Raw genomic sequence first — 17,937 nt, forward strand, 5'->3', positions numbered from 1 at the left:
CATAGAATAGAGGGAATGAACTGCGCCAGTACCGTAAAGCATGAAAGGAGGCCTGAAACAATGAAGGTTGGATTTATCGGAACCGGCAGCATGGGCAGCCTGCTGATCTATGCCCTGATCCAATCGGGTGCACTCGAGCCCCGGCAGATCGCCGCCAGCAATCGAACCCCGTCCAAAGTACGTCAGTTATCCCTCCGTTACCCCGGTCTGCATGAATCCCAGAGCAATCGGGAAACGGTGATCCGAAGCAATATCATCTTCCTGTGCGTGAAGCCGCTTGAATTCAAACATGTCATTGACGACATCCTGCCTGTCGTGAATCCCAATCATATAATTGTCTCGATCACCAGTCCCGTGCAGCTGCGACATCTGGAATCTTCACTTCCTTGCAAAGTCTCCAAGGTAATTCCCAGCGTCACACACCAAGTCGGCAGTGGAGCGTCCCTCTGCATACATGGCGAACGAATGACCAGTGAAGACCGCGCTGTGTTGGAAAGTCTGCTCAGTCATATAGGCAGGCCGTACCAGGTGGATGAAGCCTGTACAAGAATCACATCCGACTTCTCCAGCTGCGGACCTGCATTCATTTCGTTCTTTTTGGAACAGTGGATCGAAAGTGCCGTCAAGCTGACAGGCATCAAAAGGGCAGATGCCTGCGCTCTGGCTGGCGAGATGCTTCTGGGAACAGGCAAGCTGCTCACCGAAGGAGGATACACGCCGCAAGAACTTCAAGCTCGTGTCGCTGTACCTGGCGGTATTACCGCTCAGGCACTTGCACTGCTGAAGGTTAGTCTCGACGGTGTTTTCGACAATCTGATCCACACGACACATGACAAATATGATGAAGATTTGTTAAAGCTGGATGAACTATTCCGAGCCGGTGAGATTAACCGGCAACAATATTAACGAGTTTGCCTGGAACGGCAATGACCTTGCGAATGGTCTTGCCTTCCAGCGCCTGCTTAACAGGTGCCAGCTCCATCGTAAAGTCCTGCATACCCTGTGCATCCAGATCCTTCGCGATCGTAGCACGGGTTACGATTTTACCGTTTACCTGAACAACGATTTCTACTTCCGCATCCACTGTCATGGACTCATCATATTCAGGCCAAGCCACGTAAGAGATGCCACCTTCATGACCCAAACGGCTCCACAGTTCCTCTGCCATATGCGGTGCCAGTGGTGACAACAACTGCACAAAGTTCTCCATCGCTTCACGAGGCAGTGTATCGGCTTTGTATGCATCGTTGATGAAAATCATCAGCTGGCTGATAGATGTGTTGAAGCGCAGGTGTTCCAGATCTTCCGTAACTTTTTTGATCGTTTTGTGGGCAGTCCGTTTGAACTCATCCGTTCCACCGTCCACCGTAATCTTGTCATTGATGGCTCCTGTGTCTTCGTTAATGAAGAGACGCCATACACGTGACAGGAAGCGGTGCATGCCTTCAACCCCGTTTGCATTCCACGGTTTTGTCGCTTCCAATGGTCCCATGAACATCTCGTACAGACGCAATGTATCTGCACCGAATTCATTGACAATTTCATCGGGATTGATAACATTACCACGGGATTTACTCATTTTCTCATTATTTGTGCCCAGGATCATACCTTGGTTAACAAGTTTATGGAAAGGCTCTTTGGTATCGACAACACCCAGATCATACAGCACTTTATGCCAGAAACGAGCGTATAGCAAGTGAAGTACTGCGTGCTCTGCTCCACCAATATACAGATCAACTGGCAGCCATTGCTGCTGTTTCTCCTTGGAGATCAGTTCCTTGTCATTGTGCGGATCGATAAAGCGCAGGTAATACCAGCAGCTACCCGCCCATTGTGGCATGGTGTTGGTCTCACGACGTGCCTTCATTCCCGTTTCCGGATCTACTGTATTTACCCAATCCGTAACATTCGCCAGTGGTGATTCTCCAGTACCCGAAGGTTTGATCTGGTCGATATCAGGCAACAGCAGTGGAAGTTGATCCTCCGGTACTGTTTTCATCGTTCCGTCTTCCAGATGCAGAATCGGGATTGGTTCACCCCAGTAACGCTGACGGCTGAACAGCCAATCGCGCAGACGATAGGTCACTTTCCCTTGTCCTTTGCCGTTCTCTTCCAACCAAGCAATCATCTTGGCAACCGCTTCTTCATTGTTCAGTCCGTTCAGGAAATCGGAATTCACATGCGCGCCATCACCAGAATATGCCTCTTGTGTAACGTCTCCACCTTGAATAACCTCAAAGATATCCAGACCGAACTGCTTCGCAAATTCCCAGTCACGTGCATCATGACCCGGAACAGCCATAACCGCACCTGTACCGTAACCTGCAAGAACGTAATCAGCAATCCAGATCGGCAGTTTCGCGCCATTAACGGGATTGATTGCATAAGCGCCGGTGAATACACCTGTTTTGTCTTTGGCCAAATCTGTACGTTCCAGATCACTCTTACGAGAAGCCTGCTCCTGATAGGCCTGAATCGCTTCACGTTGGTCATCGGTTGTAATCGCTTCTACCAACTCATGTTCCGGAGCAAGTACTGTAAAGCTCGCACCGAACAATGTGTCCGCACGGGTAGTGAACACCTTGATGACTTCCTCGCGACCCTCAATGGCAAAAACAACTTCTGCCCCTGTGGATTTACCAATCCAGTTACGCTGCATATCCTTGATGCTTTCAGACCAATCCAGCTCTTCCAGGTCTTCCAACAGGCGCTCTGCATACTCGGTAATTTTCAGGACCCACTGGCGCATCGGTTTACGTACAACCGGATGTCCACCGCGTTCACTTTTGCCATCAATAACCTCTTCATTAGCCAGTACCGTTCCAAGGGCTTCACACCAGTTAACTGCGACTTCATCCACATAAGCCAAGCCTTTATTGTACAGCTGGATAAATATCCATTGCGTCCATTTATAGTATTCAGGGTCCGTTGTGCTGATCTCACGATCCCAGTCATAAGAGAACCCGAGAGATTTGATCTGGCGACGGAAATTGTCAATATTGCGGAATGTAATATGCCGTGGATGTTCACCTGTATCCAGTGCATGCTGCTCAGCAGGCAGACCAAAAGCGTCCCAACCCATTGGGTGCAATACATTGTAACCGCGCATACGTTTATAACGAGAAATTATATCCGTTGCCGTATATCCTTCCGGGTGGCCTACGTGCAGACCTGAACCGGATGGGTAAGGGAACATATCCAGTGCATAAAATTTTGGCTTAACTGGGTCCTCACCCGTTTTAAACGTTTTGTTTGCATCCCAGTATTGCTGCCAACTTTTTTCCATGACTTGTGGCTGATAGCCGTGTTTCGGCTGGTTATTCTCACTCATCTATTGTTCCTCCTTCAGGTTATTCGCTTTATCTTTAATTGCAACAAAAAAACCTCAGCATCCCGTAGCGTTTGCAGCGCTAGGGACGAGAGGTTGAATTCCCGTGGTACCACCCTAGTTAGCGGACGAACGTGCTTCGTCATCCACTCCCTTTGGACCTGTAACGGCGGTTAACCGATGCGGATTTCCATTCCTGAACCCAAGCTTTATACAAGCAGGTTAAACAGAATGGTGTAATCACCGCATTTCTCCAAGGCGAGTTCGCAAATCACTGTCAACCGGCTTGCACCAACCGCCGGCTCTCTGTTATGTACAGGAATTACTACTAATCCTTATCATCGAAATATGTATACAATATCGGGACCATTATATAAAAAAGCAAGCCCAAAGTCAATATTACACGTGATAATTGCCATCTTGGAGAACACAGTTCGAACCGTTCCATAACACTAGTTGTTATTTAGGATAAGCGAAAACGCTCAATGCCTTCCTCCAGATTATGAATGGTCCAATTCACATGTTCCTGATTATCATATTGGCGATAAGCACACTCAATACGTAGTACAAGATCAAAGTACAAGTCATACAGACTTCTTCTTCTCAGCTCACTTTCAGTCGTAATCGCATGCCCATACCCTTTCACAAAACCGGGAGTATAGTTAAAATGACTGAAATAATGCTCCATCAGAGGGTCTGCCCACAAAGAACGTTCAAAATCTATAATCGCTGTGATATGACCTGCATCCACTAACACATTGCCATCCCACAGATCCCAACTGACAAGCACAGGTTCTTTGACATCGTCCAGCACATCCGATTTTTCTTCAATCAAGCGTCTCAACTCAGGGTAATCCATCGAAAATGTAATCCCGGCTTCTTCCCCATCGACAAGAATGTCATCCATCAAATTCATAAATGCTTCTTTCCATGTGGAATATCGCTGTTTTTGCTCCGAGAAATATCCGAACTGCTCACCCTTGATTTCATTAATTCGACGATTGTACTGACCTAGCTGGTGTTCAATGGCTTCCTGCTCTTCCGCAGAATACAGATCCTTGACCTGATTATAGGGTGTTCCAGACATATACTCCATGATAAAATAACGCGCTGGAGCAATGGTTAATGAATCATCATAAGCCAGCAATTGGGGTACGGGAACATCCTGCAGCTCGCTGATAAGACGCAATGCCCCAACTTCGGCAATCATCAGATCCTGTTCACAGCGCATCAGATTTGTCGAAGCTGAAGGAGCAATTTTGAGTACCACTCGCTGTGCATCACTCAGTGTAATGAGATATGCGTGATTGGCCCAGCCATCCACCATTTCCTTGTACTCCTGTATACTTGCAGAGAAGTGCTGCTCTATTATGGCATTCAACTGTTCTGTCGAGAGTCTAGTTTTATATGTACTTTCCACTTATACACCTCACCTTGACTATTTATTGATTTTCTTAGAAAACGCTTTCCATCCGACTATTATGGCCTCCTTTACTATAACTAGCAATACTTTTTGTCACGTAATTATGTCTTTCCTAGCATTCCCTTGGTAGATTATAGAAGCTTGTTATTCATTTTCCATAGAAAATCAAACAAAAAAACTGCCCTTATGCATCATAAGGACAGTTCTCATTATTCGCTCTCATTTCACAGCAACGTAGAACAAGCGCTGTGCGCTGTCTCCGGCCTCTTTCCATTCAAAATCCGCATATACCTTCACGTCTCTGAAGCCTGCCTTGGACAACTCCAGCTTCATCCAGTCCGGGTCATACGCACGCTGAACATGAACTTCTTCAAAGCGCTGGTACATATCCTTGCTACCATCTTCCACACGCGAAAAGATACTGAGATGATGCTCGATCTCACAGCGATCCTGGTCCAGATCACAAGTCCAAATATAAGATACGGAGCGCTCATCCAGTACGAAAGGCTGCTCCTCATCATAACGAATAAGGGTATTGGGATGATGCACATCAAACAGGAACGTTCCACCAGGCTTCAGCATCTCATATGTGCGCTGGAATGTACGAACGACATCTTCTTGTTCAAGCAGGTAATTGACGCAATCACAGAAAGATATTACCGAATCCACAGGCTCCGGAACTCGCCAATCGCGCATATCCTGCTGCACCCAACGTACACTGCCTTCCCGATATAAGCGATGACCCTGAGGCGTGGCCTCCATCTTGCTGCGTGCAACCGACAGCATATCTGCTGAGAGGTCAATGCCTGTAACTTCAAAACCGGAGTTTACGAGCGGGATCGTAATAGAGCCCGTCCCACAGCCAAGTTCAGCGACACTTTTGGGCATTCCATGCTGTTCCCATGCTGTTCTTGCAAACCTTATCCAGTCCGGATAAGGCATATCTTCCATTAATTCATCATAGACGTAGGCAAATTTCCGGTAAGACATGTCAGGCACCGCACTTTCAATTTCATTTTCCAATCCTGTTAACAAAAGAAAAAGCAGGGGCATCCGGTGTATACCCAGCCTATCCCTGCCTTATCCGAGCTCCATGTTACAACTATTTAACCAGTAAAATTACTTGTTTTCACTTTGATCCGCAGGAGCAGTTTCGGACAGATACGTCCAGCTTTCCTTTTGAACCACCAATCCGTCTTTCATCAATTTGCCCAAGGCACGCTTGAAAGCAGACTTACTGATGCCAAAACGCTGCTTGATGATATCCGGCGGGGTTGCATCCGAGTAAGGCATGCCGCCCATAGGACGCTCTTTCATAAAGGCGAGCAGCTTGTCTGCATCTTCGTTACGTCCAACTTGTTTGAGTTGAGTCATGGCCAGATTCACACGTCCGTCTTCACGTACCAGTGTCACCCGACATTTAACTTTCTCACCAAGACGCAGCATATGGCTACGTTCAGATGAATGAATCATCCCAATCGCGCCAAAGCCCAGTACACCGCCCTCTACAAGTACAAAAGTACCCATCTGCAGTGGCTTGTATACCGTCGCTTCAACCCATTCGTTTAACCATGAAGTTGGCGCATGGAAAGACAAGGGTGAAAGCTCACGTTCCCCGGCCAATTTGGCACGCAGACGTCCCTGCTTGTCATGTTCCATGATTACAAAAACTTCATCCCCTACTTGAGGACGCAGTTCTTCCAATTCAGGCAGTTCACGAATAGGAAGCAGTAATTGCCGCCCAAGTCCCATTTCCAGGAAACAGCCCAGTCGTGGGTGAACATCAGCCACAACCAGTCGTGCCATTTCTCCAAGCATGAGATAAGGCTTTTTCATCGTTACGGCCAGACGATCTTCTGTATCAAAGAATACAAATACCTCTAGCATCTCACCAATCTTAATATCCCGTGTTAACTCGGTGTAGTGAAGCAGTACATCTTCCGATCCTGTCGTCAAAAAGAAGCCAAACGGAGACACTTCACGTGAAACCGGCAAAGAGACGACTGTTCCAGCAATCAAACTCATACAGTTTCCACCACTTTGGCATCAGACCATAGACGTTCAATGTTGTAGTATTCACGCTCGTCGCGGTGGAAGATATGAACAACAACATCGCCCATGTCCATCAGTACCCAACGTGCGGAATCCATACCTTCGATACCTTTGATCGTCGCTCCGGCTGCATGAGCCTGTTTGCGAATTTCAGTGGCAATGGCCTGTACCTGTGTATCGGAATTCCCGTGACAAATAACAAAATAATCTGCCACCAGAGAAACATTAATTAGATCCAACGCTACAATATTGGATGCCTTTTTGTCGTCAGCGGCAGCAACCGCCATATTCATAAGTTCTTTCGATGATACTGTCATGAACCAACCTCCATAATCTATAATTGTGCAATTAAGTCATTCCGCGACAGCATAGTCAAAGGATAAATGACACGTCGTTGCGAAATCAGCAAGCTGATCGTCGAATCGAATCCGGCAATTAAACCTTCCTCCAGACTACGTTCAGCCTGTTCGCGAATATGATCCACTCCCGGGAAATCTCGTCCCGGTTCAATGTAATCGGCAAGACATACCACTTTGTCCAGCAAGCTCATGCCTACCCGACCCGAGGTATGCCACCGGATGGCATGAATAACTTCGGAATCCGTTACACCGTAATCACGCTTGGCTACAAAAGCACCGACTTCGGAATGCCAGAGCTGCTTGTCATGCTGCAGAAGTTCCTGGTTTAATCCGTTATCACGGATGACCGCTTCCATCTCCGCTACGGGCCAGTACTTCGCCACATCATGCAATATCGCTGCCAGATCTGCTTTCACAGGATCAGCACCATATTTTTTAGCCAACATCACAGACGATTCCATCACGCCCAGTGTATGCTTCCAGCGTTTTTCCGGCATTTGACCAGATACGGCTTGAATCAGTTCCTCACGGCTTAGTGCCATATAAACCGCTCCTTACAATGTATTGGTGCACCTCATCAGGAATCATGAAGCGTACCGACTGTCCTTTGGCAAGACGTCTGCGTACGGCTGTCGATGAAATATCCACCAAGGGCATCTCGGCTAATAGGACCCGATCCTGTAACTCGTCTGGTAGATCATCCAGATGTAACTGGAAGCCCGGCCGACCAACCCCAATAAAGGTTAAGCGTTCGGCAAGTTCTTCAATCTGCTCCCATTTGGGAAGATAGTTCACCATATCCGCCCCGATAATGAAATAAAATTCATGTTCAGGATGGCGACGCCACAGTTCCTTCATCGTATCGATTGTATAAGACACTCCGCCCAGTTCCATCTCGATGCCCAGCACCTCATATTGCTGTACACCCTTCACTGCCGCTTCCGTCATGTCGAGACGTTGCTGTCCCGAAGCTCCGGCGCCACGTTTGTGAGGTGGAACATGGGAGGGCATGAACCAGATTTCATCCAGTGCATGTGAATCCCTTGCCGCCTCTGCTGCCAGGAGGTGCCCCATGTGGATCGGATCAAACGTACCACCCATGATGCCGATCTTCACCTGCGTCACGCTCCCTTATCTAGGTAGTTCGATTTGTTTGTTATCGCGCGATTCTTTGTACAGGATGATGGTGTTACCGATGAGTTGTACAAGCTCACTTCCCGTTTCACGGGCAACTTCTTCTGCCATCTCTTTTCTGTCCTCGTCATTGTTGTTCAACACTTGCACTTTCATCAATTCGCGCTTCTCAATCGCATCTTCGATGTGACGGAACAGGTGTTCATTCGTTCCACCTTTACCAATCTGAAATACAGGGGTCAGGTGATGTGCCTGTGACCGCAAAAAGCGCTTTTGTTTACCGTTTAACATGAATACTCCATACTCCTTATGTTGAGCAGGCCCTGATTGACAGTTCAAAGACTGTCCAGGCCTGACCGTTCAATTATTATTTTCACACTTCAAAACTGTTTAGTACAGCTCGTCTCATCGTCTCCACTGGAGCCGGAATACCGAGCCAATGTTCAAAGGCCACTGCACCCTGGTATACAAACATACCCAGACCACCGTGTACCGTGCACCCGCGTAACCGCGACTCCCGGAGCAGACGGGTTTCCAGCGGATTGTAGATCAGATCACTCACCGCTGCGCCTTCACGGATCAGTGTGGGATCAACCGGTGCTTCATCAACATGTGGGTGCATGCCTGCAGCCGTTGTGTTAATAACGATATCAGCCGTAGCCAGTACCGTTGCAGCGTCTTCTATGCCACTACCCGAGATCTCTCCCAAGCCATGGGCACGTAAATCCGAAGCGAGTGCAATAGCTCTGTCCGCTGTACGGTTCAGAATGTGGATGCGTTCAGGCTTCTCCAATGCAAGTGCATATATGACACCTCTCGCTGCTCCACCTGCGCCCAAGACAGCAATACGTTTACCCGCAAGCTCCGGCACAGCCTCTTCCTTCAGAGATCGGACATAACCAATACCATCCGTATTGTACCCTGTCAGTGTTCCACCTTCATTGACGATGGTATTCACCGCACCAATGAGGCGAGCACTTTCATCGATCACATCCAGATACTGCATTACCTGCTCTTTGTGCGGGATGGTGACATTGACACCACGATAGCCCAGTGCCACAATTCCCCGAACTGCCGCTTCCAGTTGATCTGGATGAACATGCAGTGGCATATACATTCCATTCACTCCTGCAGCCTGCAGAGCCGCATTGTGCATTGCCGGCGACTTGGAGTGAGCAATAGGATCACCCATGACACCAAGCAACACGGGAAGTGAAGAGTTGAAATTTTTCTGCTCAGACATAGGTCCGCCTCCGATCCATCTGATGTAGAGGTTCTGATAATACTAGATCAAGGATGGGCGGATCTGTACGCGAATGCCTTTTGGAGCATGAACAGCAACCAGTGCGCCAATATCGCCATTTACCTTAATCCAGCCCAGACCCGAGATGAATACATCCGATTGACTGCCGCGTTTGATGCGGAATTCATGTCTGGTCCATTCAGCCATCTCTGCTGCATCCTCACGGGTTGGTGGAGACAACAATTCTCCCAGGTGGTCGCGGTACAAGTCGTCTGCACGCTCCAGCTTCGTCCGGTGAATATCAAGCGCAGTGCTGATAAAACAAGTGAACGACTGACGATCACCTTCAACAAAGTCAAATCGAGCCATGCCGCCAAAGAACAGCGTCTGACCGGAATTCAACTGATACACAGCCGGTTTAAGCGGTTTTTCCGGCATGATGGCAGCGAGATCTTTACGTGAAACAATCTCGCTGAAACGCCATGGATACACGATTCCAGGCGTATCAATGATATATTTTCCATCATCCAGCGGAATGTTTACCATATCCAGCGTCGTTCCCGGATAACGGGACGTGGTCAGTTCCTGCTCCAGATCGCTGTAATCACGGATCAGACGGTTAATCAGTGTGGATTTACCCACATTGGTACCGCCAACCACGTACACGTCACGATCTTCGCGATACGTTCCCACGAGCTCAAGCAGTCGGTCGAAGCCCTGATTTTGCTTCGCACTGCACAAGACTACATCCACTGTGCGCAAACCTTGTTCCTTGGCTTGCTTTTGCACCCAGTTGCGAACCTTGTTCCAGTTGGTTACCTTCGGAAGCAAGTCCGTTTTGTTCACAGCAAGTAATACCGGGTTGTTGCCTACAAAACGTTGCAGACCGGAAATAATACTGCCATCAAAGTCAAACAAATCAACGATATGGATGACAAGTGCATCCTTATCCCCGATTTTGCTAAGCAGCGCCAGGAATTCGTCCTGATCCACCGTAACGGATGATGACTCATTGTAGTTTTTGATACGGAAACAGCGCTGGCATATAACCGGTTCACGATCCAATGCCTTCTCGGGGATAAACCCTGGTAATTCCGAATTTTCTGTTTGCAGATGCACGCCGCATCCGCTGCACCTTACGGCAAGATTGCCGTTATGCGGTTCTGTCATTTCTTCTTTTCCTCCTCAAGCCATAAGCCTTTCCTGCGTAAACTCGTTAGAGCAATCCGTTCCACGCGCCGATTGAAGCGGGTCATAAAGCCTTCGTCTCCTATGGAGATTGGCAGTACCAGAACGGTATATAGCCCCATTCGGTTCCCTCCATAGACGTCCGTAAGCATCTGATCGCCTACTACAATCGTTTTTTCAGGAGATAACTCCATCATTTTCATTGCTCTACGAAACGGTACATTCGATGGTTTGCGTGCACTATGCACAAACTGGATATCCAGCGGGGTCGCAAACAGGGATACACGATTCAAATTGTTATTGGACACAATCATTAGCTTGAAACCTGCCTCTTTCACACGTGCAAACCATTCAATCAGTTCGGGCGTAGCATCAGGGGCTTTGGCTCCAACGAGTGTGTTATCCAGATCAGTTATAATTCCACGGTAGCCTTGAGCGTACAGCTCTTCCAGATTAATGTCAAAAACCGTGTCTACACGCAGCTTGGGCATTAACATTTTAAACAAAGAAGTCACCTCAGTTTCATACGACACACTATATCACAAATCCGTCTTTCCTGAAAATGCATACAGCGCCTGATGGCATAGGAAAAAAGGAAAAACGGGACGGGCAACAACTATGCCCGTTCCGCTTTCAGTTCCTTCCGCAGCTTCAAGGCGGTCTGATAGACACCCTTCCAGTCGTCGGCAGTTACGGACGCCGGACTGTAGCGAGTCTGTTCAAACTTCGTAAGAAGCTCATGCAATGTCGCTTCTGCAGCCGGTTTGGCCTGGCTCCATCGAGTTACCGATTCACGAAGTGTTTCGTCTCCGCTCCGGGTCAGTCCTTTGCGTTTCACATACTGAATCCAACGCTCGGTCTCTGCCACTACCTTCTGTTCAGGGGTGAGCGGTCCACCTGTCCGTAGACGAAGCAGGAAGAATCGCATGGAGAAACGATTACGCCAGAACATGTATGCTACCCACAATACGATGATGGCTCCTGCAGCCCAGATAACAAAAGTCGGGATGGCAGACGTTGTCTGCTCAGGTGCAGGGGTCTGCTCTTCCTCTTGTACCGGCTCCTCTTCTGGCTGTTCTTCAGGCTCATCTACAGACTGTACATCAGGCTGTTCCGTGAGCAGCGGCATATCAAAGCCCGGCGTTGCTTCAACGGGAATCCATCCATACTCACCAAAGTAAACCTCTGCCCAAGAGTGTGCATCTGCATTGGTAACGGTGTAGGTCGTCTCAATCTCCGCGCCAGGTTGACGCGGAGCCTGCATGTCCGAATTCAGGGACAGTTGTCCAGGCGCATAACCTTTAACCCACCTTGCAGGAATGCCCTCCGAGCGCGCCATCATCACCAGCGCAGTGGAGAAGTAGTCACAGTAGCCCTCCATAATATCGAACAGGAAGCCTTCCACAAAGTCGCTGCTTACTTTTCGAGATAAATCCGGATTGTTCGTGTATTCAAAATTAGTTTGTAAATAGTTTTGCAGTAATGCCACTTTTTCATACGGCGTATTCGCAGATGCCGTTATCTCGGCTGCCAGATTCGACACCCGGTCAGGGAAACGGGATGGTAACTGCAAGTACATATCATCTGCCGGATTACTGTTATACAGATCTTCAAAAGACTTCGTACGAAGTTCATCCTCCACAATCACAGGGGCTTCAGATACGATGGTATATGTCTTGGGATACTGTGGTTGCTGACGGTCTGTCACCACATGCAGTTCAGCCTGTTCGGCATTCCACAGCATACGTTCCGTTCTGTCCTCACCGTTAATTGAACTCACTTCCGAGATCGAATAAGCACCAAACAGAATCGGATAGACATTGTCATTCAGCATCGTTACGTTCTGAGTCACTTGTTTGGTGTTCACGTTACCAGATTCATCATTCTCCAAAGGCTGTCCTGCTTCAACATTCTCTGTCGCACCGCGTCCACGGTCGTCCCAACCTGTGCCTGTGTACTCCGCACGTGTCTCACCGCGCCAGTAACTGCGCTCATTGGTCGTGACAGACATGACAGGGGTATAGTCGAAGTTGAATCCTCCACCAAGCTGATTGTCTTCCCTGCTGTATCCCGATTCAGTAGCCGCCGGAATATCGAGGTTACCGTTTCCAGCCTGACTAGTGGACGTTCCGGTAAAGTTACGCCAAGCCGTATATGGGTCCGTCAAGGTGGGTGGAATCTCCGGCATATTGACACTGGCTACAATAATCAAAGAAAAGATAATGGCAATATTGGCCAGGATTTTATAAGGATACCGGATAATTCGTTTCCATCCTTGTGGATACTGTAGCTGATAATTACGGAAATGCTGACATACAAGCCATCCCATGCCCGCGAACATCACCCAAGCGATTTCGATCCAGAGTGGAATCTGGGTAAACGAATCGAGAATCCCCATCGAAATGATGTTAACACCCAGAAAAACAAGAATTCGACGTGTTGTGGTCACGAGGCGCAGAGCAGCTTCAAGCATTACCCAAGCACACAAGGAGAACCAGATGTACGGCGTCATGTGCAATATAAACTGCTCCGCCCGGTCCGTTAAAGAACCATAAGGGACGTATACCGTGTAATCAATTAGCGTTTTATGCAAAATGTAAACAACGACAACCGCCTTGATGATCGTCCGATACACCGTTTTGAAGGGCAGAATGACCTCCAGCACACTGACTGCTGCAAGTGTCCATAACACCAGAGAAGTTGTCTCCGTATACCACGATTCCTGCGTAAACGATATCCACTGCATTCCAATCAGGAAAATCCAGAGCAATGAAGCTGCATGATACCAGGATCGTTTGCCTGTAACACTTTCATTTCCTTTTGTACTCATACAGAACCTCCCCCCATCACCGTTGGAAGCTCCTGCAAATGAGAAACCGTGAATGACCGCGTGCCTCTTCCACGCAACATGGCATTCCACTCCGCACTCCGGCGGGATTCACTGGTATCGATCAGAATATGACATGGAGTCATGCCCCGCGTATCGGCCCAGCGCAACAGTTCCAATATTTTTTCATCCTTTTGGGGAGAAATCACAACAAAATAAGCTCCCTGGGGCAGCTGACGCGCTATTCTTTCCACCCCAGGCAACAGCTGGGCATCCTGCCCGTTATATTGAATATCCACCAGATGATGCATCATCTTCTGTCGTTCCAGCAGACTTTCACTGGGGGCCATGAAGGATGTCTCCTCAGACAATGTCAATAATCCCATCCCCATCCGTTCCCTGGCACCATACTCCAGCAGAGAAGCAGCCGTGGACACGGCAATTTCGAATGCTTCCCCATGTTCATAACTTGCTGCCAGCGCATCGAGAACCAGAATGGTTTTCGGTACAGACTCATGCTCGAACTCCTTGGATTTCCAGTTTCCCGTCTTCGCCGTTGCATTCCAGTGAATACGGGAAAGTCGATCTCCGTATACATAGTCACGTACACCATTGATCTGGGTCGTCTCTCTCCTTGAACGAGTTAGCGCCGTCTGAGGACCGGATAACCGTGATTTGCGGTCGTAGAGCTGCCAATATGGAATAAATACCGTTCTTGGCAGTACTCGAAACTCGCCTTTGGCCTTAAACTTTCCGCGATGTTCAATCAGTCCAAATATGTCCTCACTGGCACATTCTGTTTCCGAAAAAACATACTTGCCCCGCTCAAGTGGCGGTGTCTGGAAAGACAGCTCGCCATTTCCTCGCATATTCGGAATCAAACTTTCTTTGAACGACCAGGATTCTCCGTTATGCCGGTGCAGCATTTCACGTACAACCACATAGGGAAGCGGGAGGAATCCCGGAATAGTCAGACTCAGCTGTACTTGAACCTGGTCACCTGCATGCAGCAGTTCTTCGTGATCCGGACCTGAAGATAGCTTGCGCACTCCCTGAGCACGTCTTACTCCGCTAAATCCAGCAATGGCAAGATACACACAGAGCAGGGTTACCATCGACAGCAACATGAGTGATGTCTTCCCGCCCTGAAACAAAACATAAGCCAGACAGCACATCCACACCATTGCGATGCTCCATACGCGTGGGTGGCGCAGCCCTCTATTGACTGTACTCAAAAGCGGCTTCATAAACTATTGCCCCATGGAGACGGGCACGCGTACCTGCTGGAGTACGGCATTCAAAACGGCCTCGGAACTCATACTGTCCAGTCTCGATTCGGGACGAAGCACAATCCGATGAGAGATCACATAAGGGGCCATCGTCTTCACATCATCTGGAAGCACATAATCACGTTCCTGCAAGAAAGCAAAAGCTTTTACGGCCATCATGAAGGATATGGCTGCCCGTGGGCTGGCACCCAGCAATACAGATGGGTGGGAGCGGGTTTGACGAACAACGTCAAGCAGATAGTCCATGACCGGATCACCAATAAAGACTTCCTTAATCTCCTGCTGGATTGCCGAGATTTGGTCCATATGGGTTACCGATTCAAGACGATCTACAGGTTGACCCAGCTGATGTGTCTTCAGCAGCGTTTTCTCAATCTCTTTATCGGGATAACCGAGACTTATTTTCAACATAAACCGGTCGAGTTGCGCTTCCGGCAATGTATACGTACCTTCAAAATCAATCGGATTCTGAGTTGCACAGAGCATGAACGGATGTGGCAGATCATACGTATCCCCATCAACGGTTACGCTGCGCTCCTCCATGACTTCGAGCAGAGCCGACTGCGTTTTCGTTGTTGCCCGGTTAATCTCGTCAGCGAGCAAAATGTTGGTCATCACGGGACCTGGACGGAAATAAAAGCGCTCATCCTTCGGATGAAACACGGATACGCCCGTAATATCACTTGGTAAAATATCAGGATTACATTGAATGCGTCGGTACTCTCCGCGCATGGATTTCGATAATGCCTTAATCAACTGCGTTTTGCCAGTTCCCGGTACGTCTTCAATCAGAACGTGCCCGCCTGCAAGCAAAGCTGTAAGTAAAAGTTGAATTTCAAAGGATTTCCCCATAATGCAGGATTCCAGATTCGAACGAACTGCGGATATGATTTGGATCGACTCTTTGCGCACAGGCATGTGGTCTAACCTCCTAAAAAAGCATACAGATTTCCTTTTATTGTACATGATCCACGGGCCTGAGTACACTCGAAGGAACTCACAATTTGTTTCCAGCCGTCAGATTCACCGCAGTTCACGCATGAATACGACAAAAAAGGCCCGGATACAAGTTATCCGAAGCCTTTGCTGAATCGCCTTATGTTAAAGTAGATATTCCATTCTATGTCAGCCTTTTGGCCTAACCACCAATGCGGCGAGAAATGAAAAGATGATCGCTGACGAAATCCCTGCCGCGGTCAGATCGAATATTCCCGTAATGACACCAAGCCATCCCTCTTTCTCCAGTTCCGTCAATGCTCCGTGCACCAAGGAATTACCGAAACTTGTGATGGGGATTGAAGCACCCGCACCTGCAAATTTAACCAAGGGGTCGTACAGGCCAAATGCATCCGCAAGCGCACCTGCCACAACAAGTGTGCTCATCGTATGTGCCGGAGTCAATTTGACACCATCCATCAGAAGCTGCCCCACAACACAGATCAAACCGCCAACGATAAACGCCCACAAGAACTGCATGACCTTTATCCCTCCTTTTCTATGGCTACCGCATGAGCAATACAGGGAATACTTTCACCCTGCTGGTACGAAATTGGAGACAGCAGTGCCCCGGTAGCAACGACGAGCACTCGCTTAAGATCACCCTTCTGCATTCGATTCAAAATGTGACCATAGGTTACCGTGGCAGAGCACCCGCATCCACTTCCCCCGGCAACAACATAAGGCTGTTTCTCCCGATCATAGATCATCAGGCCGCAGTCATTAAAAACCGTTTGTTCCATAGGAATGCCTTCTTTTTGCAAAAGCTCTTTGGTAATTGGCAGACCGACGGAAGCCAGATCCCCGGTAACAATAAGATCATAATAACTAGGCTCCAATCCCGTATCCCTAAAATGGGAAATCAGGGTGTCGGCTGCTGCCGGTGCCATCGCTGAACCCATGTTAAAGGGATCTTTGATGCCCAAATCCATAATGCGTCCAATGGTCGCTTTGGTAACTACAGGACCATCACCGGTACGAGAGACTACACCACACCCTGCACCTGTGACGGTATATTGCGCATAAGGCGGCTTCTGGGAGCCATACTCGGTCGGATAACGAAATTGTTTCTCGACCGTGCAGTTATGGCTAACCGTTCCTGCAAGGACGTAATCACCAGCTCCCGAGTCAACAATCATGGACGCTAGCGCTAACGTTTCCATGGAAGTAGAACAGGCTCCAAAGACACCCAGATAAGGCACACCCAGTTTTCGCGCTGAAAAGGAACTGCTAATAATCTGGTTCATCAGATCTCCACCGACAAAAAAGTGAAGCTCTTCCTTGGTGATATTGGCATTAACCAAAGCCAACTGGGAGGCCTGTTCCAGCAGTTTGCGTTCTCCCTTTTCCCACGTCTTCTCGCCGATCTCAAGATTGTCATAGACGTAATCAAAATCAGATGACAAGGGACCCTTGCCCTCATCAGGTCCTACAACTGCCGCTTTACCGATAATTCGTGGACGATCCTCAAACTGCCACGTTTGGCGGCCCAATCGCTTCATAGATGTCCACCTCCGAATCCCAGAAAGGCGTAAACGATGCCTACGACAAATGCTGCCACGACACCGAACACGATTACGGAACCAGCAAGTTTAAACATGTTGGCCCCTACACCAAGCACCAGTCCTTCAGCACGATGTTCCAATGCAGCAGAACACATGGAATTGGCAAATCCGGTAACCGGCACAGCCGTTCCTGCTCCTGCCCATTGAGCCATTTTATCGTAAACACCGAGACAAGTTAGAATAACCGATATGAGAATCATCACCGCCACTGTAGGACTGGAAGCCTCCTTGGATGTCATGTCGAAACCGGCCATAAAAGCCTCTTGAATGGCCTGTCCAATCAAACAGACGGTTCCACCAACCAGAAATGCCTTGAGGCAGTTCTTCAGGATTGGACGAGGCGGCTCATGTTTTTTGGCGACTTTCTTGTACTCCTTTTCATCCATGGATAGGGACGATGTTTTTTTTTCGCTTCCGGATGCAGATTGAGCTGGCAAGATACAAGACCTCCTCTATGTGAAAATGGATCAAAGCTATGGCTGAATGCCAATGGGTGTAATCCTCTATTCATTGTTTGTTAATGATCGGAAGGT

General features: G+C 48.5%; 18 protein-coding genes and 1 other annotated feature. Of the genes, 1 reads left to right on the plus strand and 17 read right to left on the minus strand.

The window, feature by feature from the left end; translation table 11 throughout:
* Positions 1-60 precede the first annotated feature (60 nt).
* Positions 61-906 (plus strand): late competence protein ComER, encoded by an 846-nt coding sequence (comER, locus tag MKX75_RS20770; RefSeq protein ID WP_036668550.1) that lies wholly within the window; start codon positions 61-63, stop codon positions 904-906.
* On the opposite strand, the gene leuS is transcribed toward comER, so the two are convergent.
* The 17 genes from leuS to spoVAC form a co-directional block, all read right to left on the minus strand.
* On the minus strand, positions 887-3,331 hold the full coding sequence (gene leuS, locus MKX75_RS20775) for a leucine--tRNA ligase (RefSeq protein ID WP_339166613.1): 2,445 nt from the start codon (positions 3,329-3,331) through the stop codon (positions 887-889). The two genes, comER and leuS, sit on opposite strands and share 20 nt — an antisense overlap.
* A 78-nt stretch (positions 3,332-3,409) precedes the next feature.
* Positions 3,410-3,679 (minus strand) — a binding site (T-box leader).
* A gap of 112 nt (positions 3,680-3,791) precedes the next feature.
* A complete protein-coding gene (locus MKX75_RS20780) occupies positions 3,792-4,709 on the minus strand; it encodes an aminoglycoside phosphotransferase family protein (RefSeq protein ID WP_339166614.1) in 918 nt (305 codons plus the stop codon).
* A gap of 261 nt (positions 4,710-4,970) precedes the next feature.
* Positions 4,971-5,741, minus strand: a complete 771-nt coding sequence (locus tag MKX75_RS20785; RefSeq protein WP_339166615.1) for a class I SAM-dependent methyltransferase — start codon at positions 5,739-5,741, stop codon at positions 4,971-4,973.
* A 129-nt stretch (positions 5,742-5,870) separates the two neighbouring features.
* Entirely contained in the window at positions 5,871-6,776 is a 906-nt protein-coding gene (locus MKX75_RS20790) for a S1-like domain-containing RNA-binding protein (protein ID WP_339166616.1), read from the minus strand.
* A complete protein-coding gene (gene rsfS, locus MKX75_RS20795) occupies positions 6,773-7,120 on the minus strand; it encodes a ribosome silencing factor (protein ID WP_036615136.1) in 348 nt (115 codons plus the stop codon). Before rsfS ends, MKX75_RS20790 begins: the two co-directional genes overlap by 4 nt.
* Positions 7,121-7,137: 17 nt before the next feature.
* Entirely contained in the window at positions 7,138-7,704 is a 567-nt protein-coding gene (yqeK, locus tag MKX75_RS20800) for a bis(5'-nucleosyl)-tetraphosphatase (symmetrical) YqeK (RefSeq protein ID WP_062835562.1), read from the minus strand.
* The gene (locus tag MKX75_RS20805) at positions 7,688-8,278 is read right to left on the minus strand and encodes a nicotinate-nucleotide adenylyltransferase (RefSeq protein ID WP_062835563.1); all 591 of its coding nucleotides are present in this window, start codon (positions 8,276-8,278) and stop codon (positions 7,688-7,690) included. Before MKX75_RS20805 ends, yqeK begins: the two co-directional genes overlap by 17 nt.
* A 15-nt stretch (positions 8,279-8,293) precedes the next feature.
* Entirely contained in the window at positions 8,294-8,587 is a 294-nt protein-coding gene (yhbY, locus tag MKX75_RS20810; RefSeq protein ID WP_017687186.1) for a ribosome assembly RNA-binding protein YhbY, read from the minus strand.
* Between the two features lie 82 nt (positions 8,588-8,669).
* The gene (aroE, locus tag MKX75_RS20815; RefSeq protein ID WP_339166617.1) at positions 8,670-9,539 is read right to left on the minus strand and encodes a shikimate dehydrogenase; all 870 of its coding nucleotides are present in this window, start codon (positions 9,537-9,539) and stop codon (positions 8,670-8,672) included.
* A gap of 42 nt (positions 9,540-9,581) precedes the next feature.
* The gene (yqeH, locus tag MKX75_RS20820) at positions 9,582-10,709 is read right to left on the minus strand and encodes a ribosome biogenesis GTPase YqeH (protein WP_017687184.1); all 1,128 of its coding nucleotides are present in this window, start codon (positions 10,707-10,709) and stop codon (positions 9,582-9,584) included.
* Positions 10,706-11,233 (minus strand): YqeG family HAD IIIA-type phosphatase, encoded by a 528-nt coding sequence (locus MKX75_RS20825; RefSeq protein ID WP_062835565.1) that lies wholly within the window; start codon positions 11,231-11,233, stop codon positions 10,706-10,708. Before MKX75_RS20825 ends, yqeH begins: the two co-directional genes overlap by 4 nt.
* A 110-nt stretch (positions 11,234-11,343) precedes the next feature.
* Complete coding sequence (locus tag MKX75_RS20830; RefSeq protein WP_339166619.1) at positions 11,344-13,557, minus strand: transglutaminase domain-containing protein; 2,214 nt, start codon at positions 13,555-13,557, stop codon at positions 11,344-11,346.
* Complete coding sequence (locus MKX75_RS20835) at positions 13,554-14,801, minus strand: DUF58 domain-containing protein (RefSeq protein ID WP_339166621.1); 1,248 nt, start codon at positions 14,799-14,801, stop codon at positions 13,554-13,556. Before MKX75_RS20835 ends, MKX75_RS20830 begins: the two co-directional genes overlap by 4 nt.
* Before the next feature lie 3 nt (positions 14,802-14,804).
* Positions 14,805-15,761, minus strand: coding sequence for a MoxR family ATPase (locus MKX75_RS20840; protein ID WP_062835567.1), 957 nt, complete (start codon positions 15,759-15,761; stop codon positions 14,805-14,807).
* Between the two features lie 207 nt (positions 15,762-15,968).
* The gene (gene spoVAE, locus MKX75_RS20845; RefSeq protein ID WP_062835568.1) at positions 15,969-16,319 is read right to left on the minus strand and encodes a stage V sporulation protein AE; all 351 of its coding nucleotides are present in this window, start codon (positions 16,317-16,319) and stop codon (positions 15,969-15,971) included.
* 5 nt (positions 16,320-16,324) lie between these two features.
* On the minus strand, positions 16,325-17,341 hold the full coding sequence (spoVAD, locus tag MKX75_RS20850) for a stage V sporulation protein AD (RefSeq protein WP_339166622.1): 1,017 nt from the start codon (positions 17,339-17,341) through the stop codon (positions 16,325-16,327).
* Positions 17,338-17,790 carry a stage V sporulation protein AC gene (gene spoVAC / locus MKX75_RS20855; RefSeq protein WP_047844446.1) on the minus strand — a complete coding sequence of 151 codons (453 nt, stop codon included), beginning with the start codon at positions 17,788-17,790 and terminating at the stop codon, positions 17,338-17,340. The genes spoVAD and spoVAC overlap by 4 nt, the downstream gene beginning before the upstream one ends.
* Positions 17,791-17,937 lie beyond the last annotated feature (147 nt).

The sequence above is a fragment of the Paenibacillus sp. FSL R5-0341 genome (assembly GCF_037975235.1).
Lineage (GTDB): Bacteria > Bacillota > Bacilli > Paenibacillales > Paenibacillaceae > Paenibacillus > Paenibacillus amylolyticus_A.